The 22,991-nt window shown below is 59.6% G+C and carries 22 protein-coding genes and 1 tRNA gene; 16 read left to right on the top strand and 7 right to left on the bottom strand.

Going from position 1 to position 22,991, the window contains the following annotated elements; all coding sequences use genetic code 11:
- Nucleotides 1-39: 39 nt before the first annotated feature.
- The 3 genes from SM766_RS00530 to SM766_RS00540 all read right to left on the bottom strand — a co-directional run bounded on the left by SM766_RS00530 (nt 40) and on the right by SM766_RS00540 (nt 4,916).
- Nucleotides 40-1,599 (bottom strand): ABC transporter substrate-binding protein, encoded by a 1,560-nt coding sequence (locus SM766_RS00530; RefSeq protein WP_274833622.1) that lies wholly within the window; start codon nt 1,597-1,599, stop codon nt 40-42.
- A 616-nt stretch (nt 1,600-2,215) separates the two neighbouring features.
- A complete protein-coding gene (locus tag SM766_RS00535; protein ID WP_368946567.1) occupies nt 2,216-4,483 on the bottom strand; it encodes a choice-of-anchor F family protein in 2,268 nt (755 codons plus the stop codon).
- Between the two features lie 343 nt (nt 4,484-4,826).
- A tRNA-Ser gene (locus SM766_RS00540) sits at nt 4,827-4,916 on the bottom strand.
- Between the two features lie 120 nt (nt 4,917-5,036).
- Here SM766_RS00540 and SM766_RS00545 point away from each other — a divergent pair.
- The 7 genes from SM766_RS00545 to SM766_RS00575 all read left to right on the top strand — a co-directional run bounded on the left by SM766_RS00545 (nt 5,037) and on the right by SM766_RS00575 (nt 11,412).
- On the top strand, nt 5,037-5,888 hold the full coding sequence (locus SM766_RS00545; RefSeq protein WP_368946568.1) for a DUF2059 domain-containing protein: 852 nt from the start codon (nt 5,037-5,039) through the stop codon (nt 5,886-5,888).
- A gap of 263 nt (nt 5,889-6,151) precedes the next feature.
- The gene (locus SM766_RS00550; RefSeq protein ID WP_065270310.1) at nt 6,152-6,748 is read left to right on the top strand and encodes a 50S ribosomal protein L21; all 597 of its coding nucleotides are present in this window, start codon (nt 6,152-6,154) and stop codon (nt 6,746-6,748) included.
- A gap of 11 nt (nt 6,749-6,759) precedes the next feature.
- Nucleotides 6,760-7,029, top strand: coding sequence for a 50S ribosomal protein L27 (gene rpmA, locus SM766_RS00555; RefSeq protein WP_065270309.1), 270 nt, complete (start codon nt 6,760-6,762; stop codon nt 7,027-7,029).
- Nucleotides 7,030-7,285: 256 nt separating this feature from the next.
- On the top strand, nt 7,286-7,822 hold the full coding sequence (locus tag SM766_RS00560) for a GNAT family N-acetyltransferase (protein WP_065270308.1): 537 nt from the start codon (nt 7,286-7,288) through the stop codon (nt 7,820-7,822).
- Between the two features lie 122 nt (nt 7,823-7,944).
- Nucleotides 7,945-8,979 carry a GTPase ObgE gene (gene obgE / locus SM766_RS00565; protein WP_065270307.1) on the top strand — a complete coding sequence of 345 codons (1,035 nt, stop codon included), beginning with the start codon at nt 7,945-7,947 and terminating at the stop codon, nt 8,977-8,979.
- Nucleotides 8,967-10,073, top strand: coding sequence for a glutamate 5-kinase (gene proB, locus SM766_RS00570; protein WP_368946569.1), 1,107 nt, complete (start codon nt 8,967-8,969; stop codon nt 10,071-10,073). Before obgE ends, proB begins: the two co-directional genes overlap by 13 nt.
- Before the next feature lie 73 nt (nt 10,074-10,146).
- Nucleotides 10,147-11,412: a glutamate-5-semialdehyde dehydrogenase gene (locus tag SM766_RS00575; RefSeq protein ID WP_274837249.1), complete on the top strand. Its 1,266-nt coding sequence runs from the start codon at nt 10,147-10,149 to the stop codon at nt 11,410-11,412.
- A gap of 65 nt (nt 11,413-11,477) precedes the next feature.
- On the opposite strand, the gene SM766_RS00580 is transcribed toward SM766_RS00575, so the two are convergent.
- Nucleotides 11,478-12,074, bottom strand: a complete 597-nt coding sequence (locus tag SM766_RS00580; protein ID WP_065270304.1) for a histidine phosphotransferase family protein — start codon at nt 12,072-12,074, stop codon at nt 11,478-11,480.
- Nucleotides 12,075-12,103: 29 nt separating this feature from the next.
- Here SM766_RS00580 and SM766_RS00585 point away from each other — a divergent pair, with 29 nt between their 5' ends.
- From SM766_RS00585 to tsf, 5 genes are all read left to right on the top strand, one after another.
- Nucleotides 12,104-12,286 carry a DUF3553 domain-containing protein gene (locus SM766_RS00585; RefSeq protein ID WP_065270303.1) on the top strand — a complete coding sequence of 61 codons (183 nt, stop codon included), beginning with the start codon at nt 12,104-12,106 and terminating at the stop codon, nt 12,284-12,286.
- A gap of 104 nt (nt 12,287-12,390) precedes the next feature.
- Nucleotides 12,391-13,149, top strand: coding sequence for an L-ornithine N(alpha)-acyltransferase (olsB, locus tag SM766_RS00590; RefSeq protein WP_368946570.1), 759 nt, complete (start codon nt 12,391-12,393; stop codon nt 13,147-13,149).
- A 7-nt stretch (nt 13,150-13,156) separates the two neighbouring features.
- Complete coding sequence (gene olsA, locus SM766_RS00595; protein ID WP_368946571.1) at nt 13,157-13,996, top strand: lyso-ornithine lipid O-acyltransferase; 840 nt, start codon at nt 13,157-13,159, stop codon at nt 13,994-13,996.
- A 156-nt stretch (nt 13,997-14,152) separates the two neighbouring features.
- Nucleotides 14,153-14,920, top strand: coding sequence for a 30S ribosomal protein S2 (rpsB, locus tag SM766_RS00600; protein ID WP_065270300.1), 768 nt, complete (start codon nt 14,153-14,155; stop codon nt 14,918-14,920).
- Nucleotides 14,921-14,998: 78 nt separating this feature from the next.
- The gene (gene tsf, locus SM766_RS00605; protein WP_274828132.1) at nt 14,999-15,874 is read left to right on the top strand and encodes a translation elongation factor Ts; all 876 of its coding nucleotides are present in this window, start codon (nt 14,999-15,001) and stop codon (nt 15,872-15,874) included.
- 445 nt (nt 15,875-16,319) lie between these two features.
- On the opposite strand, the gene SM766_RS00610 is transcribed toward tsf, so the two are convergent.
- The 3 genes from SM766_RS00610 to SM766_RS00620 form a co-directional block, all read right to left on the bottom strand.
- Entirely contained in the window at nt 16,320-17,075 is a 756-nt protein-coding gene (locus SM766_RS00610) for an autoinducer binding domain-containing protein (RefSeq protein ID WP_274828131.1), read from the bottom strand.
- Nucleotides 17,072-17,524, bottom strand: a complete 453-nt coding sequence (gene aroQ / locus SM766_RS00615) for a type II 3-dehydroquinate dehydratase (RefSeq protein WP_274834151.1) — start codon at nt 17,522-17,524, stop codon at nt 17,072-17,074. The genes SM766_RS00610 and aroQ overlap by 4 nt, the downstream gene beginning before the upstream one ends.
- Nucleotides 17,525-17,691: 167 nt before the next feature.
- Nucleotides 17,692-18,687 (bottom strand): NADPH:quinone oxidoreductase family protein, encoded by a 996-nt coding sequence (locus SM766_RS00620; RefSeq protein WP_368946572.1) that lies wholly within the window; start codon nt 18,685-18,687, stop codon nt 17,692-17,694.
- Nucleotides 18,688-18,827: 140 nt separating this feature from the next.
- Between SM766_RS00620 and SM766_RS00625 the strand changes: the two genes are divergently transcribed.
- The 4 genes from SM766_RS00625 to SM766_RS00640 are packed head-to-tail and all read left to right on the top strand — an operon-like array spanning nt 18,828 to nt 22,991.
- Complete coding sequence (locus SM766_RS00625) at nt 18,828-20,003, top strand: acyl-CoA dehydrogenase family protein (RefSeq protein WP_368946573.1); 1,176 nt, start codon at nt 18,828-18,830, stop codon at nt 20,001-20,003.
- Nucleotides 20,004-20,008: 5 nt separating this feature from the next.
- Entirely contained in the window at nt 20,009-21,124 is a 1,116-nt protein-coding gene (locus SM766_RS00630) for an acyl-CoA dehydrogenase family protein (protein WP_368946574.1), read from the top strand.
- A 10-nt stretch (nt 21,125-21,134) separates the two neighbouring features.
- Nucleotides 21,135-21,950 (top strand): SDR family NAD(P)-dependent oxidoreductase, encoded by an 816-nt coding sequence (locus tag SM766_RS00635; RefSeq protein WP_368946575.1) that lies wholly within the window; start codon nt 21,135-21,137, stop codon nt 21,948-21,950.
- A 30-nt stretch (nt 21,951-21,980) separates the two neighbouring features.
- Nucleotides 21,981-22,991, top strand: a complete 1,011-nt coding sequence (locus SM766_RS00640) for an NAD(P)H-dependent flavin oxidoreductase (protein WP_274839172.1) — start codon at nt 21,981-21,983, stop codon at nt 22,989-22,991.

Genomic DNA, 22,991 nt, shown 5'->3' on the forward strand with positions numbered 1-22,991 from the left:
AGCATAGGGGCGGACGCCAGGCCCGCCCCGTGACTCAATTTACTTCATGACCGCGAAACGGGGACGGAAGGCATCATCCGCCGCGATCGCGATATCGACCTTGTCCGAGATGCCCCATGCCAGAACCTGGTGGTGGATCGGCACATAGGGAATGTCGGCCTTCACCAGATCCCAGGCCTCATCAATCAGCGCGGTGCGCTTGTCGATGTCGATCTCGGTGGTGATTGCGTCTGTGATCTCGTTCACGCGAGCGTTGTCATAGCCGGTCGCGTTCCAGGACCCTTCGCCATCCAGCAGGTAGGAGAAGACATAGTGGCTGTCGAGCGTCGGAACACCCCAGCCCAGCATGTAGAAATCCGATTCACGCTTCTGGATCTTGGGGAAGTGCTGCGCCTTCGGAATCGCGTCGAGGTTCACCTTCACGCCAATCTTGGCCAGCATCGCCACGGCCGCCTGACAGATCTTCTCATCGTTGTTGTAGCGGTTGTTGGGGCAGTCCAGCTGGATCGAGAAGCCATCGGGATAGCCAGCCTCGGTTAGCAGGGATTTCGCTTTTTCCGGATCAAAGCCGTAGGAAGCGTCGTTGTCCGGCGTATTGCCCAGAACACCCGGCGGGGTGATCATACCGGTCGGGAAGGACAGGCCTTCCATGACGACGCGCTGGATCGCGGCCTTGTCGATGGCCAGATTAAAGGCTTCGCGTACCCGCTTGTCCTTGAACGGATTTCCATCCACATCCGAGCTGCGCAGCTTGTCGACACCCTGATCCATGCCGAAGAAGATCGAGCGGATCTGGGCCACGGTTTTGACGCCGAGCCCATCGGCGGCCTCGATACGTTTGAGATCCTGCAAGGGCGGATCCAGCACGAAGTCGACCTCACCCGACAGCAGCGCAGCAACGCGAGTCGCGGCATTGGAAATCGGCCGATATTCGATCTTGTCGATATTGCCGGGGAACATATCATTGCCCCACCAGGCGGCGTTGCGCTCCAGCACCGTCAACTCATCCGGGGCGCGGCTGACCAGCGAAAACGGGCCGGTGCCATTGGCATTGCGCACCGCATAGGTCTCTTCCTTGGCCTTGAAGTCCTGCGGGGCGGTGACGTTGTTCGCCTCTGACCAGCCCTTGTCCATCATATAGATCGAGGTCAACTGGTTCGGCAGGATCGGGTTCGGGCCATCGGTCATCAGCTTGACGGTGTAATCGTCAATGACCTCAACCGAGGTCACGTTCTTGGCCTGCTCTTTGTAGTCGGAGGCTTCGTGGTTGGCGCGTTCGAAGGAAAACACCACGTCTTCGGCGGTGAAATCCGCGCCATCATGGAATTTCACTCCCTCGCGCAGCTTGAAGGTCCAGCCATCTGATCCGGCTTCCCAGCTTTCGGCGAGTTCAGGTTGCAGGGTAAGGTCTGCATCGCGGGTAACGAGCGATTCATAGATCTGCCCGTTCATCGCGATTGTGGGGCCTTCGTTTTGCGAATGGGGGTCCATGGTCAGAGCGTCGCCCTGGCTTGTCCAACGCAGGACATTCTCGGCCAGCGCGGGGCTTGCCGCCGTCATCGCCAGAAGCGAGACGGTAAATAGTCTTGTGAATTTCATTTTGATCTCCCTGTTGCATTACCGAACTCCCGACCTGTCCCGGCGGTGAGCTCAAACTGTCATACGTAGCGGTATTCTCCTTTTGGAATGCATTTCGGATCATGTTGGCGGCTAATGCTTCACCGATCAAGCCTGTTGCGTGTTTTGGGCCCAACGCGGCTAGGTTGAGGCGGGAGAGCTCAAACATTGAGCAGTTTATTATTAAATGAATACAGAGGTATGCTGTCCATACTTAAGTTGAGGTTGCAAGGTTTTGAGGCGCAGCATTCGTGCGTGGTCGACGCCCGGAAACAGGGAGGTGTGTCCCGCGGCAGTGGCCGCAGAAATGGCTGCTCACCCTTTCCTGAGGTGGAGAAAAGGGGGCAGTAACCCGGGGGATTCGACTGGGGATCGACATGGCGGCTGACCGCGCCAGTCTGTCTGCTTCACTCCAGGGGGTGTCGTAGCGTGGTCACTGGCGGTGATGTGACAGCGGACCTGACTGCCTAATTTGGGGGAGCTACTGCAGCCCACGCCGCCCGGGGTGCAACAGCATGCCTTCAGGCCAGAAACATCAATGAAAACGGGCCTGACACCGGAAAGGCGTCAGGCCCGCGCTTTGCCGAAAGGGCGACGTTTAGAATTCGTAGTTCAGGCCGACTTGCAGTCTGTGGCTCTCGTAGTCACTACCAATCGATCCAGTGTATCCGCCATAGAAAACAGACCCGCTGGATGCGCTGGACGCCAGCTGCGTTTCAAAGCCCAGCTTGACGTCAACCCAGTCGTCATCAAGCCCCTGGACCGGCAGTGTGGCGCCCGGAAGACCGATAAACCCGCTGCGTACGGCGAAGTCACTGCCCGATGCAAAGGTGTATTCCAGGCCACCGGTAAGAGTGGTGAGCCCCTGGGACCCGGCAACATCGTATTCACCGCGGAAACCGACCGACCCGAGAACGATGTCGCTGGACAGGCCATCGACGTTCAGGTTCCAGGCGCCGGCGCCGGTTTCGTTAAAGGCGTCAACGGACATGTCATAGTATTCGACCGAGGCCAGCGGCCCCCAACGCAACGCACCAACCTCCTGCATGTACTCGGCTTGCAAGGCGCCAAAGACCTGCGTGCCATCGGTGCTGCCCGTTGCTGTCTGCCCAAGCACATTGCGGCTCGAGTCGTATGAGCTGTCCTGATAGCCGACCAAGGCCTTGATCATGCCGCCATTGCCGAACCCGAAGCGGCCATAGGCCGTCAACGAAACACTGCTGGAGTCCACCCCGCCCAGGCCGTTCTGCGCGTCTGCGCTGCCGTCGGCGACCCCCAGGACGGCACCCCAGGCGGTGTTTGCGTTCAGCTGTTTCTCAAGGCCGATCGACAGCGATGCAATATCCACATCATAGCCGACCGAGGTTGCTGTGGGATCATAAGTGGCCTGACTGCCGTTCAGCGAGAACAACCCGGTCCAGCCTTCTCCCATGTGCCAGGTGTCAAAGCTGCTGTTGCGGGTGACGCTACCCTCGGTGCCGGTCACGCTTTGCGACGGAATGGCAAAGATCGCATCGACCTGCCCGCGGGATACTTCAAAGCCAAGGTTGGCGAAAGCCGGCGCAAAGCTGTAGCCGGTGCTGGTCAGTGCAATGCTGCGCTGAGCGGCGGTCATGGCCAGCATGTCGGCAATCGCCGTCTGATAGGTCGCAGCATTGCCCAGATCCAGGTAGGGCACATTGGCGGCCCCATCCAGATATCCGGCAAGCTTGAACTCGTAGGCCGAGGTGGCATTGGCAACGATCGGCGCGAATTGAGGTGCAATGCGCAATGTGAACTCACCGTCATCGATGCTGCCCACCGTTACCGTGAAATTCAGGTTTGCATTGCGCAGATCTTCGATCTCGTCCACCGCAAACAGACCATTGGCCTGCGCCGCGGCGACGATGTCCGCGGGCACCAGACCACCGTCAACATAGCCGAGGTCTGCCACGCTGACGCCCAGTGCTGTCGCCAGTTCAGTCAGGCGCGCGTCGATGTTGGCAGCGGTATCCAGCGTGCCATACGTCCAGCCGCCGTTGGAGAGATCGTTCCATGCCACCAGAGCCGACTCGTCGGTCGGATCATTGTTATCGTCCCAGAATAGCCCGTCCGGCGTCATCGTGTTGTCGATGAAGGAGTCGCCGAAATTGGCCAAATATTCTGTGTTGCTCAAGGCGCCGAAGGTCAGTGCGTCAACGCTAGTGGTCGAGGCCAGTGATGCCCGGCTGCTTGAGAAAAAGCCGATTTCGCCTTCTTGCCCGCCGGCCCCGAACAGCCCGTCTGGCAGCCGTGCGCCAATGCCGATATCCGTCGCGTTGAGATTGAACAGAACAGCGTCCGACGGGGCAAGGGTGCCCATCGCATTGCCATTGGCATCCAAGAGCTGAAGAGAGAAGCCGGTCATCCGGGCGCCGGTGAAGTTGGAGGTCTTACCGAAAGTGAAGTAATCGACGGTCGGGTACGTTGCGCTGGCAACGGTCCGGATGCGCATGTCGAAAGGCGAAGGACCGGTCAGCTGCGTTTTGACACGTTTGCCCGAACCGCCTGCGGAGTCGCAATAGACGCCGTCCTGGCTGGCCATCAGACAGTTGGTCACATCTCCCCGAGAGGTCAAGTTGGAGAAGTCCGTGATGATTTGCTCGAATGGGTCCACGTAGGTGAACCCGCCAGATCCATCCGGCACCCGCGTGCGGGTAAAGGTCACCGCCTTCACCCCGGGAGGGTCGATACCCTCATCCGGATCCGCGAAGATCAGGCCGTCGCCGCTGGTTGCGATGAGAGGATCATCAGGCAGTATATCGGCGGACGCCGCACCTGCAGTCAGTATCAGCAACGCCGCAGGAGCAACCGTCCCCAGCTTCCAGAAATTATTGATGGATCTCATTTTGAGCATGCCCCGTCGATTCTCAATTTTGAAGTATGCAAACTTCAGTGTAACAACTGGCACGGACAATGAATTCGAATATTGATATGTGTCAACCGGGCAGCCAGTAAGACCGCGCGAACGTTGCTACATCACAACAATGGTGATGCCCCCAAATGGATATACTCTGGCCCGGGGTTCTGTGGCACTACTTCGCCACTGAAGTGTTGCAGAACAGCCAATAGCCTGTCTGGTATGCGCGGATACCGTCAGCGTATGACAGCTTTTGGAAATGGAAACATATTGCCTGGGTCATCATCAATCCCTGACTATTTCGTGTTACAGTCGCAAATCAGGGAATTAATGGCGGAGAGACAGGGATTCGAACCCTGGGTTCCCGTGAAGGAACAACGGTTTTCGAGACCGCCCCGTTCGACCACTCCGGCACCTCTCCGCGGGGGGTGAGCGGCGGTTTAATGTTGAATTCTGATGGGCGCAAGGGGGGATTTTCAACTTCTTGAGGGAAAGTCGATTTTTCATTGTCTGTCAGACAATTTCCCATAGATTCGTGGGTATGACACATTCTCTTCTAAAACCGCTGGCGTCGCTTTGTTCTGCGCTGTTCATTGGCGTCTTTGCATCCGGGCTTCTGTCTCCGGCCAGGGCCGCTGACCGTGCTGAAGTGACCGCTTTTCTTGAGGTCACTGGATTCGACGTGGCGCTGGACAGTATTGCACTCTCCGCCGAAAGCGCGCCTGAGATGCTCGGGCTTGAGGCCGGGGATTTTGGGCAGGAGTGGACCCGTCTGGCCGCCCGTGTCTTTGATACAGACCGGATGCGGGCGCTGGCGCTGGATATTCTTGTTGAAACGCTGGACGACGCGGCGCTGGATCACGCGGCAGCCTTTTACGCCAGCGATCTGGGGCAACGGTTGGTCGCAGCCGAAAATGCCGCCCATATGGTTGAGGATGACGAGACCAAGCAAATCGCCGGGCAGCGTATCATAGCTGATCTGGTTCAGGACGGGGCTGACAGGCTGGCGCTCCTTCAGCGCATGACCAAGGCGGTTGATGCCGCAGATACCGGTGTCAAAGCAATCCAGCAGATACAGTTCCGGTTCCTGATGGCGGCCAGTGCCGCCGGGGTGATTGATCTGCAATTGGATGCCGACGGTTTGCGGGCCTGGCAGCAGGAGCAGGCGCCGGGCATGCGGATGGCGCTTAGGGCCTCCAGCATGGCTTCATCCGCCTATGCCTATCAGGATTTTTCCGATGAAGAGGTCCGTTCTTATGTACGGGCGCTGGAGACGCCGCTGATGCAAGAGGTCTATGAGTTGCTGAATGCAGTACAGTATGAGATCACCGCCAACCGGTTCGAGGCGCTGGCCTATCAGATGAAGGGGTTGGGGCAGGGCGAAGACATCTAGGCGCGCCAGTTCCGGGCGGCCCTGTCACCCTTTTCCCTCCGGCCCGGCGCACGACATGTATCGGGGCGGCAATCAGTGGTTGACATGAGCCACTTTCTGGATAAAAAGCGCCCATCCCGGCCCGGAATCTCTGTGCCGGGTCTATTTGTAATACGGCCCATACAAGGGTCGCGCTGTTCGAGGCGGCAAAGGTTTAAACACCAAATGCCGAAACACCTGAAGTTCAGGGGCCGAAGGACGCGGTTGAAAAAGGAAAAACGCACATGTTTGCGGTCCTCAAGACTGGCGGCAAGCAGTACAAGGTTCAGGCGGGCGACGTGCTCCGCGTTGAGAAACTTGCTGCAGATGCTGGCGAAAAAATCCAGTTCAACGATGTTCTGATGCTCGGTGGCGACGCCCCCGTGGTCGGCGCTCCCTTTGTTGACGGTGCTGCGGTTCAGGCCGAAGTAATCGATCAGATCAAAGGCGAAAAGCTGATCCATTTCGTCAAACGTCGTCGTAAGCACTCGTCCAAGCGCACCAAAGGCCACCGTCAGAAGCTGACTCTGGTCAAGATCACCGACATCCTGGCGTCGGGCGCGGACAAATCCGGCGTAAAAGCTGCAACCGGCAAAGGCGCAACCGCACCTGCCGCTGCTGCTCCGGCCGCCAAGAAAGCCGCAGCACCCGCTGCTGCCGGTTCCGACGATCTGACCAAGCTGACCGGTGTCGGCCCTGCCGCCGCAACCAAGCTGAACGACGCTGGCCTGACCAGCTTCGCACAGATCGCGGCCTTGTCGGCAGACGATATTGCTGCTATCGACGCCATCAAAGTGAAGCCCGAATGGGTTGAGCAAGCCAAAGATCTGGCTAAAGGCTAAGGAGATAGACAATGGCACATAAGAAAGCTGGCGGTTCCTCCCGTAACGGCCGCGACTCAGCCGGTCGCCGCCTTGGCGTGAAACTGTATGGTGGCCAGGCGGCCATCGCAGGTAACATCATCGTACGTCAGCGCGGCACCAAGTTTTGGCCGGGCGAAGGCGTTGGTCTGGGCAAAGATCACACCATCTTTGCAACCACCGACGGTGCTGTGACCTTCCACAAGGGCCTTAAAGGCCGTACCTTTATTTCGGTTCTCCCAGTGGCGGAGGCCGCTGAGTAAGCCGAACCCGAAGTGGCAAAAAATATTGAGGGGATCGGTGATAGAGCCGGTCCCCTTTTTCGTTTTAACCAGTAATCCGCAAATGATGTCCGACGGGCAGGGTGTTCCGGGGTGGTCCCGGAAGGAAACGCTCCCAACCGGACGAATTTGCAGCCCGGGGCTGGCGTCAGGCAGATCAGCACCTATCTTGGTGCTTTCCCGGAAAGGCCGTACCGGTCGCCGATCGACGATTGGTCTTTTGAGGAGGAGCAAGGCAATGAGTTTGGATCAGACAGACCAGCAACCGGTCATCGAGACAGAGCGGTTTTTGCTGCGTCCGCTGCGCAAATCGGACGCGGGTCTGATCGCGCATTACGCGGGGGATGAACGGGTGGCGCGGATGACCACCTCGATCCCGCATCCGTTGCCCCCCGGCGCGGTTGAGGCCTATGTGGCCCGCGCCATGGCGCCGGACCGCGAGGAGGACATCTGGGCCATCGACGGCACGCCGTCGGGCGGAGATGAGCTGAAGGGCGTGATCGGGCTGAAGCGGATGGACCGCAACCAGTCCGAAGTTGGCTTCTGGATCGCACCGGCGTTCTGGAACACCGGCTTGGCCTCCGAAGCCCTTGAGGCGCTCGTGCAGGCCAACCCCTTGGGCAATGCTGCGATGTTTGCCTCGGTGTTTCAGGACAATCCGGCCTCGGCCCGGGTCCTGATCCATTGCGGGTTCGAATATCTTGGTGATGCAGAAACTTTCTGCGTGGCCCGGGACTCGACCGTGCCGACCTGGACCTACAGCCGAAAACAGTGATTGGCGGCTCTTCCCCAATGGGATAAGCCAATCGCAAAACCATGGCATGGGGTGCTCAATGCCCCTGTCCACAATCGAAAGCTGCGGAGCCGCCGCCTGGCGATCTGCACGAAGGAGCTGACATGAAATTCCTCGATCTGGCAAAGGTCTATATTCGCTCCGGCGCAGGCGGGAACGGGTGTATCAGCTTCCGGCGTGAGAAATACATCGAACACGGTGGTCCCGATGGCGGCGACGGTGGCAAGGGCGGTTCGGTCTGGGTTGAGGCCGTGGACGGGCTCAACACCCTGATCGATTTTCGCTATCAGCAACACTTCTTTGCCAAGAACGGCCAGTCCGGTATGGGGCGTCAGCGCACCGGCAAGGATGGCGATGATATCATCCTGCGGGTGCCGGTCGGCACCGAAATTCTGGATGAGGATGAAGAGACCGTACTGGCGGATATGACCGAACTCGGTCAACGTGTGCTGCTGGCCAAGGGCGGTAATGGCGGCTTTGGCAACCTGCATTTCAAAACCTCGGTGAACCAGGCGCCGCGCCGTGCAAATCCCGGTCAGGAAGGCGTCGAGCGCACCATCTGGCTGCGACTGAAACTGATCGCGGATGCCGGCCTGCTGGGTTTGCCGAATGCGGGAAAATCGACCTTCCTGTCGGCGACTTCCAACGCACGGCCCAAGATTGCCGATTATCCCTTTACCACCCTGCATCCGAACCTTGGCGTGGTTGGCGTTGATAACGCTGAATTCGTGGTTGCCGATATTCCGGGCCTGATCGAAGGCGCCCATGAGGGACGCGGGATCGGTGACCGGTTCCTGGGCCATGTGGAACGCTGCGCGGTGCTGCTGCATCTGGTGGATGGCACCTCGGAAACGCTGGTTGAGGATTACCATACCATCGTTGGAGAGCTCGAAGCCTATGGCGGCGAGTTGGCGGAAAAGCCCCGGATTACTGCGCTGAACAAGGTGGACGCGCTGGATGACGAGGAGCGCGCCGAGGCGCATGCCGCCCTCGAGGCGGCCGTCGGCGGGCCGGTGCATCTGATGTCTGGCGTCAGCCGCCACGGGTTGACCGACGTGCTGCGCACCCTTCGCAGCCAGATCAAAGAGGATCGCCTGCGTCTGAAACCCGAGGAAGAGGAAGAGACGTGGCAGCCCTGAGCGACGCCCGGCGCATCGTCATCAAGATCGGCTCGGCGCTGTTGGTAGACCGAGCCAGCGGTCAGCTGCGCTCTGGCTGGCTGCATTCCCTTGCCAATGACGTGGCCTGGCTGAAATCGCTGGGCAAGGATGTGGTGATCGTCTCCTCCGGCTCGATCGCGCTGGGGCGCGGGGTGCTCGATCTGCCGCGCCGCGAATTGCCGCTGGAGCAATCTCAGGCCGCTGCTGCGGTGGGCCAGATCCGCCTTGCTCGTGCCTATGAGGAAGCGTTGGCACCGCATGGGATCACCACCGCGCAGGTGCTGGTCACGCTGGAGGACAGTTCGGACCGGCGCAGGTACCTGAATTCCCGGGCGACGCTGGAAACCCTGATTGGTCTGGGCGCGGTGCCCATCGTCAACGAGAATGACACCATCGCCACCGACGAGATCCGTTATGGCGACAACGACAGGCTGGCGGCGCAGGTCGCTGTAACCGTCGGGGCAGATACGCTGGTCCTGTTGTCGGATGTCGATGGTTTCTACAGCGCCAACCCCGCGATCGATCCCGAGGCTCGCCGGTTCGCCCGGATCGAAGAGATCACACCTGAGATCGAAGCCATGGCCGGCGACGGGGTGTCGGGCCTGTCCAAAGGTGGCATGATAACCAAATTGATGGCGGCCAAGATGGCCACGGCGGCCGGTTGCGCCATGGTGATCACTGAAGGTTCAGCCCTTAACCCCCTGAAAGCGCTGGAAGACGGTGTTCCCTGCACCTGGTTCGTGGCGCAGGGCGATCCGCAAGCCGCGCGCAAACGCTGGATCGCAGCGATGAAGACGCGCGGCGTGATCACGATCGACGAAGGGGCCGCCAACGCCCTGATGAACGGCAACAGCCTGCTGCCTGCCGGGGTGCGCTATGTAGAGGGGGACTTTGGCCGCGGGGAACCGCTGGCCATCCTCGGCCCAGACGGGCGCAAACTGGGGCAGGGCTTGTCGCGCTATACCGGTGACGAGGCCCGCGCCATTCAGGGGCGCCAGTCGGCCGAGATCGAAGCGACGCTTGGCTATCCGGGCCGGGCCGCATTGATCCACCGGGACGACATCGCCTTCTGATCTTCTTCTATATGGAATTTCCCTCGCGGTTCGCAGTAGTCTGTGACCCGAGGACGTCAAAGGCATGATACCGATGAAAGACACCGATGATATTCAGGCTCTGATGGCTGAGCTTGGCAAAAATGCAAGGAAAGCTGCAGAAAAACTGGCCACAGCCAGTGCCGAACGCAAGGAAAAGGCGCTTCTGGCCGCAGCAGATGCGGTCTGGCAGCAGCGTGACCAGATCATTGCCGCCAATGAAAAGGATATGGAGTTCGGGCGCTCCAAAGGGCTTTCGCCGGCCATGATGGACCGGCTGATGCTGGATGAGGCGCGTATTCAGGGCATCGTCGACGGTCTGCGCGCCGTGGCAGGTCAGAGTGATCCGGTGGGTGAGGTGCTGGAGGAATGGACGCAGCCCTCGGGCCTTCGGATTCAGCGGGTCCGGACGCCTCTGGGCGTGATCGGAGTGATCTATGAAAGCCGTCCCAATGTGACCGCGGATGCCGGCGCGCTGTGCCTGAAATCCGGCAACGCGGTGATCCTGCGCGGCGGCTCCGAAAGCTTCCATTCGGCGCGTGCCATCCATGCCTGCCTTGCCGAAGGGCTGAAGGCGGCGGATCTGCCGGAAACCGCGGTGCAGTTGGTACCGACCCGTGACCGTGCTGCGGTGCAGGAATTGCTGACCATGACCGATTATGTCGACGTGATCGTGCCCCGCGGCGGCAAAGGGCTGGTTGGGCTGGTGCAGCGCGAAGCGCGGGTGCCGGTCTTTGCCCATCTCGAAGGCATCGTGCATATCTATCTCGACAAATCCGCCGACCCGCAAAAGGCGCTGGACGTGGTGCTGAACGCGAAAACCCGGCGCACCGGGATCTGCGGCGCCGCCGAATGTCTGCTGATCCATCAGGACATCGCCGAAACCATCGGCAAGGATGTCCTGACTGCCTTGGCTACAGCTGGCGTCGAAATCCACGCTGAGGAAGGTCTGCCTGGCCCCGGGAACATGGTTGTCGCCACAGCCGAGGATTGGGGTAAAGAGCATCTTGACGCCATCATCTCGGCCCGTCAGGTCGCCGATATCGACGAGGCAATCGCCTATATCCGGACGCATCATTCCCAGCATACCGATTGCATCCTGACCGAGGATGAGGCGGCTGTGGATCAGTTCTTTGCCGAACTCGACAGTGCCATCCTGATGCACAATGCCTCGACCCAGTTTGCCGATGGTGGTGAGTTCGGCATGGGCGCGGAAATCGGTATCGCAACCGGCAAGATGCACGCCCGTGGCCCGGTGGGCGCGGCGCAGCTGACCAGTTTCAAATATCTGGTGCGCGGCGACGGAACCACGCGCGCCTGAGGTCCAAATGAAACGCAAAACGCCACCCGCTGGGGTGGCGTTTTCTATTCTAAAAATCGTTTAAATCAGAAGAAGATCGAGATCTTTTCCAGCGCCTGCTCGACCTTCAAGTCCCGCTCTGCCTGCTTTGCGGCGTAGGGCAGCATCGCGAACTGGACCTGCGCGGGGGAGATCTTCACCTCTGCGTTGTCATCGCTGAGGCGCGCCCAGAGCGCATCATCCACATTCAGTTTCGGACCTTCGCCGATGACGGTCCAGTGCCCATCCGCGCAAAGCACGGTGATGGTACCGCCATAGGGCAGGGCGCTTTCCAGGCAGAGCGCGGCAAGGAAGGCCATGCGGACCTCACTGCGGCTGGATCCTTCGAGAGGAGCCCATTGGTAGCTGAGCCGCCCGCCCTTGCTGACGTCATCCAGAACCGAAACAACCTCGGCGCGGCCCATCTGCTGATCACCTGCGGCGCCAAAGGCAATGCGGAAAAACCGGATGCGGGCATTGGCATTGGTCACGCTGTCGGAAATCAGCTCCATCTCGGGACCGGAAACTTCGCCAGACATTCCAAGCAGTTCAAGGCCGTTGTTGATGGCGCCGATAGGGCTGATAAGATCGTGGCAGATCCGCGACCCTATCAATGCAGGCAGATCTTCATTATCTACAGCCATGTAATATCCTCCGAATTGGGCCAATTCAAATGACTGACCTCAATGCAATCCTTTCGCCGGGCATGTACGTGAAACACCCGGAACACCCGGAATGGGGGCTCGGGCAGGTACAGTCCAATGCCGCAGGCAAAATCACCGTCAATTTTCGGGACCAGGGCAAGCTCGTGTTCGATGGACGCCAAGTGGCCCTTGTTCCAGTGTTTGAGCCATAATGGTTTACGGCCAGTTAATAAACCCATTTCGGTTTTGTTAAACTCTTGCCTGTTTCAAAGCAGATACGCTATCTGCAGAGCAGCTTCGACCACCGAGAATTCCGATGCCTGACACCCCTTCCGACTTCTCTGTGCGCCTGGCCCGGACCGAAGAAGATCTGCGCGCGGCGCAGGCACTGAGGTATCAGGTTTTTGTGACCGAACTGGGCGGAGATGGGGAGCTTGTCGATCACGCGGCCGGGCTTGAACGCGACCGGTTCGATCCGTTTTTCGATCATATGCTGCTAACTGATACCAACAGTGGTCAGGTGGTGGGCGTTTACCGCCTGCTGACCAGTGATCGCGCAGCTGAGGTTGGGCAGTTCTATTCCGAGGATGAGTATGATCTGACACCGCTCAAATCCTCGGGCCGCAGGTTGCTGGAACTGGGCCGGTCCTGCCTGCACCCGGAGTATCGCGGCGGCGCGGGGATGTTCCACCTGTGGAACGGTCTGGCGCAATACGTTGCCGAGCATGAGATAGAGGTTCTGTTTGGCGTCGCCAGCTTCCCCGGTACCGACGCGCAGGACCTGGCTGCGCCTTTGACGATGCTGCATCACAACCATCTTGCGCCGCCGGATCTGCGGGTGCGTTCGCGCGTTTACCAGCCAATGGATCTAATTGATCCGCAGCAACTGGACCGGCGCAAGGCGATGGTGGATATGCCAGCGCTGATCAAGGCATACCTGCGTCTGGGCGGTTTTGTCGGCGACGGCGCATTTGTTGACCACACATTCAACACCACGGACGTCTGTCTGGTTCTGGATACCGAGCGGATGAACGCGCGTCAGAAACGGATCTATACCGGCGGCGGGGGCGCGTGAGCCTGCGATGAGCCCGGTCTGGCACAGTGATGAGGCGCCTGATCCGGTGCGGATCGGTCCGCTCGGGTGGATGCTTGTCTGCGCCAGGGTCTTGGTGCTTGGGACTCTGGTATTCGGCGGGCTGCTTGTTCTGCTTCTGGTACGGCTAATCGAATATCCGCTGTGTGGGCTGCACCGACCCGTGACGCCTTTCATTACCCAATTCGTCTGCCGCAATGCCTTCCGGGTGCTGGGTATGGGGTTTTCCACCACCGGCGCCCTTATGCAGCAGCGCGGGGCCGTCGTGGCCAACCATACGTCCTGGCTGGATATTTTCGCCCTCAACGCGCGCAAGCGGATTTATTTCGTCTCCAAGGCCGAGGTCGCAGGGTGGCCCGGCATCGGTTGGCTGGCGCGGGCGACCGGAACCGTGTTCATCGACCGGAACCCCAAGAAAGCCAAAGAGCAAACCCTGCTGTTCGAAGAGCGCCTGAAGGCCGGGCACAAGCTGTTGTTCTTTCCTGAAGGCACCTCGACCGATGGCCTCAGGGTTTTGCCATTCAAAACAACACTCTTCGCCGCGTTCTTTAGTGACCACCTGCGCGATTTCATGCATGTCCAGCCGGTATCGGTGGTGTTCTTCGCCCCCAGAGGTGCGCCGGACCGGTTCTATGGCTGGTGGGGTGATATGGAGTTTGGGCCGCATCTGCTGAAGACCCTCGCCGCAATCCGACAAGGCCGAGTTGAGCTGATGTACCACCCGCCGCTACGCGTTGCTGATTTTTCAAATCGCAAAGATCTGGCGGCGGCCTGCGAGGCCCAAGTGCGCGCAGGCCATGAGCAGTTGCGGGCAAAGGCAGCGAAATAAGCCTTGCGCCCCTGTCAAAGGTGACTTATACGCGCGCCATCGAACCCGCAGGCGGGGTTTGGGCCGTTTTGGGGGAGACATCCCCAACGGCCCGCCGGTTGGAGCATACGCTCTGAGACCCCCGCCGAGGATTAAACCGGAAAAGGAAAAGATAGCATGGCTCTTCCCGAGTTCACCATGCGTCAGCTGCTCGAAGCTGGCGTTCACTTCGGCCACCAGACTCAGCGCTGGAACCCGCGCATGTCGCCCTTCATCTATGGCGCGCGCAACGGCATCCACATCATGGACCTCACCCAGACCGTTCCGATGCTGGACCAGGCTCTGCAGGTTGTTCGTGACACCGTTGCAAAAGGCGGCCGTATCCTGTTCGTCGGCACCAAGCGTCAGGCGGCTCAGCCGATTGCAGACGCGGCAGAGAAGTCGGCTCAGTACTACATGAACCACCGTTGGCTGGGCGGCACGCTCACCAACTGGAAAACCGTTTCCCAGTCGATCAACCGTCTGAAGGAAATCGACGAGAAGATGGAAACCGGTGCTGAAGGCCTCACCAAGAAAGAGCGCCTGGGCATGGAACGTGACCAGACCAAACTGCAGGCCTCGCTCGGCGGGATCCGCGAAATGGGCGGCGTGCCGGACCTGCTGTTCGTCATCGACGTGAAAAAAGAAGCGCTGGCCATCGCCGAAGCCAAGAAACTGGGTATCCCGGTTGTGGCAATCGTCGACACCAACTGCTCGCCCGATGGCGTTGACTACATCATCCCCGGCAACGACGATGCGTCCCGCGCCATCGCTCTGTACTGCGATCTGGTTGCCCGCGCTGCGCTGGACGGCATGTCCGCACAGCTGGGTGCAGCTGGTGTTGACCTTGGCGCCCTGGAAGAAGCTCCCGAAGAGGAAGCTGTTTCCGAGGAAGCTCAGGCCTGATCCTGCCTGTCACAGATTTGACATCAGGGGCAGGGTATTTCCTGCCCCAATTCCGTTTCGATTTGAGGAGAGCCTAACATGGCAATCACAGCAGCACTCGTGAAAGAACTGCGCGACTCGACCGGCGCCGGCATGATGGACGCCAAAAAAGCGCTGACTGAAACCAATGGCGACATGGAAGCAGCCGTCGACTGGCTGCGCACCAAAGGTCTCGCCAAAGCCGCCAAGAAATCCGGCCGTACCGCAGCCGAAGGCCTGGTCGCTGTCGTCGTCGAAGGTGGCAAGGGCGTCGCCGTTGAAGTGAACTCGGAAACCGACTTCGTTGCGAAGAACGGCGAATTCCAGGAAATGGTTGCCGGCATCGCCAAGGCAGCTCTGAGCGTTGATGACGTCGACGGTCTGAACGCTGCCGATCTGGGTGGTAAATCCGTTGCTGACACCCTGACCGACAAGATCGCCACCATCGGCGAAAACATGACCCTGCGCCGGATGGCCAAGATCGAAGGCGAAACTGTTGTGTCCTACGTGCACAACGCTGCCGCTGACGGCATGGGCAAAATCGGTGTTCTGGTTGCAATGACCGGTGGCGACGAAGCCTTTGGCAAGCAGGTTGCAATGCACATCGCCGCGGTTAACCCCGCCGCCCTGAGCGAAGCAGATATGGACCCGGCGGTTGTCGAGAAAGAGAAGCAGGTTCAGATGGACATCGCCCGTGAATCCGGCAAGCCGGAGCAGGTTATCGAGAAGATGATCGTTGGCCGCATGAAGAAATTCGTTGCGGAATCGACACTGCTGAACCAGCAGTTCGTCGTGAACCCCGACCTGACCGTCGAAGCCGCTGCCAAGGAAGCTGGCGCCACCGTGACCGGTTTTATCCGTGTTGAGGTTGGTGAAGGCATCGAAGTCGAAAAAGAAGATTTCGCAGCTGAAGTCGCAAAAGCGGCTCAGGGCTAATCTGCCTAGACAGACTATTAAGGGGCCGGTGGGGAAGCCTACCGGCCTTTTTTGCGTTTCTGGAGCACTTTGATGGTAGAGGATCGTGTCTCGGTTCGAGGAACGTCTGAGCCAGCCCAGGGCGAACAGGCAGGGCGAATAGGGGATATGATCGGAGGAATATGGGGCCCCACTGATAGGGATGGATGGGACCCCAAAAACATGATCACCGACGCTGAGTATAAGCGTCGGCAACCACACAGGTCGGAGAGCCTTGGTATTACAAGGGTCGTTTCCCAAAGTTCCTAGGCTAAAGCCACCACTCACGGAACATTTACAGACTGCGTTTTTTTGTACGAAATCGGTAGTAGTGTATTCCTTACCTATTTGACGCTCTTTAGCGTCTGGCAGGCTTAAACCTCCCTAGCGGAAACTCACAATAGGCAGGCCGGGTAAGGGGATGCCGTCAGGATTCCATCACATACATCTGGTTGTGCAAGGCTGCCTTGAGGACGGCCTGGGCCGTTGTTTCCACCGCCAGCGCGTCCCGGGCCAGGCGCAGGTGCTTTTCGACCGTGGCCGGGGTCAGGCCCATGAGGATCGCGATGTCCTGCGTCGTCTTGCCATCTCCGACCCATTGCAGCGCTTCCCGTTGCCGTTTGGTGAGGGCCCGGTTCGGAGGGCTATAGGGCAGGGTGAGGATTTTCAGATGCGCCACGTTGTTCATAAGGATGATATCGCTGCCGTGTTCAACCCAGATCGCATCGACCTCGTCCTGCGACAGCTCACTGCGCGCAGCCAGCGAGATCGCACCTTTGAAACGCGCCGAATTGGAATGAAAGCTGACCGTATAGCCCGCGTTCATCTTCATCTTTCTGTTGAACTCCAGCACCCGTTCGCCATCCGGGCCAAGCTCACCATTCTCGATCATTTTCTGAATCAGATGCCAGCTGCCGGCGCCTTCGTTTTCCAGTGCCCAGCGCAGCATCGGCGCGCTGGAATAAAGGCCCCGGTGCAGGAACCCGTTCAGATACTCCGGCGAATGGTTGGACAGCACGACAAAATCTTCCGGATCCCCCAGAGAGGTTTCTGTCTTGTAGCGAGTGTATCCGTAAATCAGCCTGTCAAATTCGAACTTTGCCATCTGATCCACGTGCCCATGCCACAGCTCTTCGAGCGTCTTGGCCCCGCACACGAAATGCAGATAGTCAGAAAGGTTCATTCAGGCTCCGCCTCTCGTTCAAAATGCTTGGCCAGGGCATCGATGGCAAACAAATATCCCTGTGTTCCAAAACCGCAAATCTGGCCGATGACGGCACGCGAGATAAATGATCTGTGGCGAAACTCTTCGCGGGCGTGGATATTGGATAGGTGGACCTCCACGGCCGGAATTTCAACCGAAAAGAGAGCATCCATTAGCGCAATTGACGTATGCGTGTACGCGCCAGCGTTCAGGATGATCCCGGAATGGGTGCCGCGCGCCGCATGAATGGCATCCAGCAACACACCTTCGTGATTGGATTGCAGGCAGACAGCCTCAAGGCCCTGCGATCTGGCATGGGCAACGCAGGCTGCTTCGGCCATTTCCAGAGTTTCCCGTCCGTAGACTTCCGGCTGGCGCGTCCCCAGAAGATTAAGATTCGGACCATTGAGGATCAGAATACTGCGCATCGCATCATCCTTGTGCAGTTCATGTCCCGGAAACTACAGGAGAACTTTATTAAAAGCGACGGCGTATATGCGCCTTTTTGAACGTGTTCCTACTTTGTTACAGAGAGTTTACTTGGGGGAAGGTGCAGCGCCATCATCCGGCCTCCTGTGGTGCTGCACCCCAAATGTTAATCGTTGGTCAGGACGATTTTGCCCAGCGCCTTGCGGTCCTGAACAAGGTTCAGCGCAGTGGCAGCATCCTGCATCTTCAGGGTTTCGCTGATACGTGGTTTGATCTTGCCCTGCTCGTAAAGGGCGAACAATTCAGCCATGTTTTCTGCATGGCCCTTGGGGTCACGATAGACAGAGGCCCCCCAGAACACGCCTACGATATCACAACCTTTGAGAAGCGGCAGATTCATCGGGATTTGCGCGATGCCGGCCGGGAAGCCCACGACCAGAAACCGGCCTTCCCAGGCCATCGCCCGCAGGGCTGGTTCAGAATAGGCGCCGCCCACGGAGTCATAGACTACATCAACACCATCTTTTCCCGACAAGGCTTTGATCTGAGACGAAAGCTCTTTCTGCTGGCCCTTGTCGAGGCTGCGGCCATAGACCAGCGTTTCATCCGCTCCAACCTCGCGGGAGAAGGCAGCCTTGTCGTCCGAAGACACCGCCGCGATCACCTTGGCGCCCATCGCTTTGCCCAGTTCGATGGCAGCCACGCCGACACCGCCGGCAGCCCCCAGGATCAAAAGGCTTTCGCCCGGTTTCATATGCGCTCGGTCCTTCAGCGCGTGATAGGATGTGCCATAGGTAAAAACGAAACAGGCGGCGTCCTCAAACGGCATCGCGTCGGGAATACGGATCGCCTGCGCTGCGTCGATGCAGCGATGGGTCGCAAATCCACCATGGCCTGTCAGTGCCAGAACCCTATCCCCAATGGCGTAGCCTTCGACACTCTCACCAATGGCGGCGACCACTCCGGCGATTTCACCGCCGGGCGCAAAGGGGCGCGGGGGCTTCATCTGATAGAGGTCCTGAATGATCAGCGTGTCGGGAAAATTGACACCGGCGGCACGGATTTCTACCAACAATTCTCCCTTGGCGGGCGCCGGGTCCGGTAGCTCTGTCCATGTCAGACTCTCGGGTCCGCCGGGCTCGATGCTGAGCATTGCTTTCATGTTTTTTCCTCTTCCCACCAGTGTCAGATGCCAAAATTACGTAAAGTCTTGGGGCTGTCTGGAGCGTTGTCAATGGAATAGCGAAATGCAATTCTGCTATGTGAAACATCACGAGCCGAGTGGAACCATGGGGGGAGATCATGACCACGAGTACACAGCTGGAGTTTGCGGATACACCTGAGTTTCGCAAGCAAATCCGGGCATGGCTGGAGGAGAATTGCCCCGACGAAATGCGCGATGGCGCCAGTGGCGAAGGTGCCATCTGCTGGGGCGGCAAGACTTGGGAGTTTTCTTCTCCCGCCCAGAAACTCTGGCTGGATCGCTGCGCTGCTGCCGGACTGACGGTTCCAACCTGGCCGCGTACCTATGGCGGCGCAGGCCTGTCCCGAGCGCAGGACAAGATCCTGAAAGAGGAAATGGCCGAGCTAGGTGCGCGCTCACCCCTTGATAGTTTTGGTATCTGGATGCTTGGTCCGGCCCTTTTGAAGTTCGGCAGCGAAGAGCAGAAGCAAACCTACCTGCCGCCCATTGCCCGCGGTGAAATCCGTTGGTGTCAGGGTTATTCTGAGCCGGGCGCGGGTTCTGATCTGGCTGGGGTTCAGTCCCGGGCCGAGGATCGAGGCGATCACTGGCTGGTCAATGGGCAGAAGATCTGGACCTCTTATGCGGACAAGGCCGATTGGATCTTTGCGCTCCTGCGCACCGACCGCGACGCGCCCAAGCATAAGGGAATTTCCTTTATCCTGATGGATATGAGTTCAAAAGGGGTTTCAACCTGCCCAATCCGGCTGATTTCCGGCGCCTCGCCATTTTGCGAAACCTTCTTTGATGACGTTGAGGTGCCGAAATCTCAGGTGGTCGGGGACGTGAATCGGGGCTGGGACGTGGCCAAATACCTGCTGACCCACGAACGCGAGATGATCAGCGCCGGCGGGCAGACCATGGGCGCGGGCCGGGCGCTGGGAGCGGTTCTGGCCGATGCGGAAACCGGCCAAAGCGATCCGGTGCTGCGCGCCGACGCGATGCGCACGGAAGTCGACGCATTGGCGATGGAGATGACGCTGGAACGCTACAAGGATCAGGCCGAAGGTGGGCAGGGCGTCGGTGATGCCTCTGCGATGCTGAAATATGCCGGAACCGAGCTCAACAAACGCCGACTGGAACTGGTGATGGCCGCAGGCGGCAGCGATGCGCTGGACTGGGATGACGGGCGCGCGCCCTCCTGGCTGCGCACCAAGGCGAACTCGATCGAAGGCGGCACCTCCGAGGTGATGCTGTCGATCATTTCCCGCCGCATTCTGGGGCTTCCGGGGTAAGACTGATGCTGAAACTCATTCAAACTGAAGAAGAAATCATGCTGCAGGAAGCCGCCCGGGGGCTTTTGGACAGATCCGCTCCAGTCTCGCGCCTGCGGGAGTTGCGCGACGCCAACCAGACCCGCGACGATGCCCTATGGCAGGAAATGGTCGATGCGGGCTGGGCCGGGATCCTGGTCCCGGAAAGCGCAGGCGGCGCTGACATGGGGCACGCCGCCGCCCATGTGCTGGCAGGTGAAATGGGCCGGACGCTTGCCGTCAGCCCGTTCCTGAGCACAGCCGTCATGGCTGCGACGGTTTTGCGGCGGCTTGATGATCCTCGATGTCAGGCGGCACTGGCGCAGATTGCCAGCGGCGCGCGGACCTATGCCATTGCCGTTGATGAAGGCTCCAAGTTCAATCCGGAGCGCATTGAACTCACAGCAGAAAAGCGCGGCAACGGCTACGTCCTGAAGGGTGAAAAGCGCTTTGTCGTGGATGGAGGAAATGCCGATCACGTGCTGGTTCTGGCGCAAAGTGAGGACGGCCCGTGCCTGTTTGATCTGCCTGCTGACCGCGCGGGGCTGAGGCGCAACGTATCTGCGATGATCGACAGCCGCGACGCGGCGCGGCTCGAGTTTGATGATGTTGCCGTCTCGGGCGACGAATTGCTCGGCGCTGCCGGGGATTGCAGGGCGCTGTTGCGTTATGGGCTGGAGGCCGGGCAGGCTGCCCTTGCCGCCGAAAGCACCGGTCTGGCGCAAGCGGCCTTTGCCATGACCACCGAGTATCTAAAGGAACGGAAGCAGTTTGGTGTCACCATCGCCAGTTTTCAGGCCTTGCAACACCGCGCCGCGCATCTGTGGTGCGAGATCGAGATGACAACCTCAGCCGTGCTGCAGGCAGGCCGGATTCTGGACGCTGATCCGGATACCGCCACGTTGGCGGTTTCAGTGGCCAAGGCGCGGGCGACGGATACGGCGCTACTCGCCGCGCGCGAAGGCGTGCAGATGCATGGCGGGATCGGGATGACCGATGCCTACGACATGGGATTCTATATGAAACGCGCCCGCGTCGCGGCAGAATGGCTGGGTGATTACGGCTACCACGCTGCGCAGGTGGCGCGGCTGCGCGGATTTTAAAGGACAGGATATGATGGATCTGTTTTCACTGGAGGGCAAAACCGCCCTGATCACCGGCGGCGCCACAGGTATTGGCCGGATGGCAGCCGAAGCGATGGTGCGGGCCGGGGCGCGGGTGCTGATCGCATCGCGTAAAGGCGACGCCTGCGTCGCGGTCGCAGAAGAGTTGAACGCGATGGATGCGCCGGGATCGGCTGAAGGTTTTGCCGCCGATATCGGCACGGTCGAAGGGATCGATGCGCTGGTCGAGGAAATCAAGACCCGCACCCCCGCTCTGCATATCCTGATGAACAATTCCGGGGTCACCTGGGGCGCGCCGCTGGGGCAGTTTCCCCATCAGGCCTGGGAAAAGGTGATGTCGGTCAACGTCGCTGGGGTCTTCGATCTGACACAAAAACTGCTGCCGCTGCTGATTACCTCCTCGGATGCGGATGATCCGGCACGGGTGATCAACGTCGGTTCGGTCATGGGGGAAATCCCGATGGGTGATGGCGCCTACAGCTATGCCGCGTCAAAGGCCGCGGTGATCCATATGTCCAAAATCCTGGCCAAGGAGCTTGCCCATCAGCACGTCACCGTCAATGCGCTGGCACCGGGGCCGTTTGTGTCGCGGATGACCGCCTTTGCCACTGGCGATGAGGAGAAGCGTGAAAAGGTCGGCAATGATGTGCCGCTGGGCCGCGTCGGGCGGGACGATGACATCGCCGGCTGCGTGCTGTTTCTAGCCGGGCGCGGTGGGTCCTACGTCACCGGCGCAGTGATCCCCGTATCCGGCGGTATCAATGTGATGTCGGGGCACAACCTGTTCCAAAGTGCGCTCGATTAACGCATGAAAACAAAGACTTGAGGTTAGAAGATGACTGACGCCACCTGGTCCCGGAATGAGGATCACCTGCCAGCTGCCCTGCGTGGATTGCGAATCCCGTTGATCGCATCGCCGCTGTTTATCATTTCGGTGCCGGAGCTGGTCATTGCCCAGTGCAAGGCGGGGATCATCGGGGCCTTTCCCGCGCTGAATGCGCGCGAAGCAGAGGGTGAGCCGCCATTGCTGGAGGCCTGGCTGAAGCAGATCACCGAAGAGCTGGACCGGCATAATCAGGAGAACCCGGACCGCCCGGCAGCGCCCTTTGCCGTCAATCAGATCGTGCACCGGTCCAACACCCGGTTGGAACGGGATCTGGAGATCTGCACCCGCTGGAAAGTGCCGGTCTGGATCACTTCGCTTGGCGCGCGCCCCGAGGTGAACGAGGCAGCGCATTCCTGCGGCGGCGTGGTGCTGCACGATGTGATCAACAACCGCTTTGCCAAGAAGGCGATCGAAAAAGGCGCCGACGGTCTGGTGGCCGTGGCCGCCGGTGCCGGCGGGCACGCCGGGCAGCAATCGCCCTTCGCCCTGATCCGCGAGATCCGCAGCTGGTTCGATGGTCCGCTGGCCTTGTCGGGCGCCATTGCAACCGGCGAATCCCTGCTGGCCGCGCGTGCCATGGGCGCCGACTTCGGCTATGCCGGCTCGCCCTTTATCGCTACGCATGAGGCAAACGCCCAAAGCGAATACAAGGACATGATCGTCGAATCCGGCGCCGAGGATATTGTCTATTCCTCATTGTTTACAGGCGTTTGGGGGAACTATCTAAAGAAATCCGTGTCCCGTGCAGGTATGGACCCGGACAACCTGCCGACGGCGGATGCCTCCTCGATGAACTTTGGCAGCGGGTCGTCCAAACCAAAGGCATGGAAAGAGATCTGGGGGTCCGGGCAGGGCATCGGCGCGGTGACCGAGGTTTGCTCGACTGCGGATCTGGTGGACCGTTTCGACCGCGAATACCGCGCCGCAGGGGCGCGGCTGGCGGCAGAGTTTACAGGCTGA

This window comes from Pseudophaeobacter sp. A-200-2, from assembly GCF_041008815.1.
In the GTDB taxonomy this organism is placed as follows: Bacteria; Pseudomonadota; Alphaproteobacteria; order Rhodobacterales; family Rhodobacteraceae; genus Phycobacter; species Phycobacter gallaeciensis_A.

Bases quoted from the DNA above. Each gene is read 5' to 3' on its own strand.
- SM766_RS00530 (WP_274833622.1), bottom strand. From the start codon at position 1,599: ATGAAATTCACAAGACTATTTACCGTCTCGCTTCTGGCGATGACGGCG.
- SM766_RS00535 (WP_368946567.1), bottom strand. From the start codon at position 4,483: ATGAGATCCATCAATAATTTCTGGAAGCTGGGGACGGTTGCTCCTGCG.
- SM766_RS00545 (WP_368946568.1), top strand. From the start codon at position 5,037: ATGACACATTCTCTTCTAAAACCGCTGGCGTCGCTTTGTTCTGCGCTG.
- SM766_RS00550 (WP_065270310.1), top strand. From the start codon at position 6,152: ATGTTTGCGGTCCTCAAGACTGGCGGCAAGCAGTACAAGGTTCAGGCG.
- rpmA (WP_065270309.1), top strand. From the start codon at position 6,760: ATGGCACATAAGAAAGCTGGCGGTTCCTCCCGTAACGGCCGCGACTCA.
- SM766_RS00560 (WP_065270308.1), top strand. From the start codon at position 7,286: ATGAGTTTGGATCAGACAGACCAGCAACCGGTCATCGAGACAGAGCGG.
- obgE (WP_065270307.1), top strand. From the start codon at position 7,945: ATGAAATTCCTCGATCTGGCAAAGGTCTATATTCGCTCCGGCGCAGGC.
- SM766_RS00575 (WP_274837249.1), top strand. From the start codon at position 10,147: ATGAAAGACACCGATGATATTCAGGCTCTGATGGCTGAGCTTGGCAAA.
- SM766_RS00580 (WP_065270304.1), bottom strand. From the start codon at position 12,074: ATGGCTGTAGATAATGAAGATCTGCCTGCATTGATAGGGTCGCGGATC.
- SM766_RS00585 (WP_065270303.1), top strand. From the start codon at position 12,104: ATGACTGACCTCAATGCAATCCTTTCGCCGGGCATGTACGTGAAACAC.
- olsB (WP_368946570.1), top strand. From the start codon at position 12,391: ATGCCTGACACCCCTTCCGACTTCTCTGTGCGCCTGGCCCGGACCGAA.
- olsA (WP_368946571.1), top strand. From the start codon at position 13,157: ATGAGCCCGGTCTGGCACAGTGATGAGGCGCCTGATCCGGTGCGGATC.
- rpsB (WP_065270300.1), top strand. From the start codon at position 14,153: ATGGCTCTTCCCGAGTTCACCATGCGTCAGCTGCTCGAAGCTGGCGTT.
- tsf (WP_274828132.1), top strand. From the start codon at position 14,999: ATGGCAATCACAGCAGCACTCGTGAAAGAACTGCGCGACTCGACCGGC.
- SM766_RS00610 (WP_274828131.1), bottom strand. From the start codon at position 17,075: ATGAACCTTTCTGACTATCTGCATTTCGTGTGCGGGGCCAAGACGCTC.
- aroQ (WP_274834151.1), bottom strand. From the start codon at position 17,524: ATGCGCAGTATTCTGATCCTCAATGGTCCGAATCTTAATCTTCTGGGG.
- SM766_RS00620 (WP_368946572.1), bottom strand. From the start codon at position 18,687: ATGAAAGCAATGCTCAGCATCGAGCCCGGCGGACCCGAGAGTCTGACA.
- SM766_RS00625 (WP_368946573.1), top strand. From the start codon at position 18,828: ATGACCACGAGTACACAGCTGGAGTTTGCGGATACACCTGAGTTTCGC.
- SM766_RS00630 (WP_368946574.1), top strand. From the start codon at position 20,009: ATGCTGAAACTCATTCAAACTGAAGAAGAAATCATGCTGCAGGAAGCC.
- SM766_RS00635 (WP_368946575.1), top strand. From the start codon at position 21,135: ATGATGGATCTGTTTTCACTGGAGGGCAAAACCGCCCTGATCACCGGC.
- SM766_RS00640 (WP_274839172.1), top strand. From the start codon at position 21,981: ATGACTGACGCCACCTGGTCCCGGAATGAGGATCACCTGCCAGCTGCC.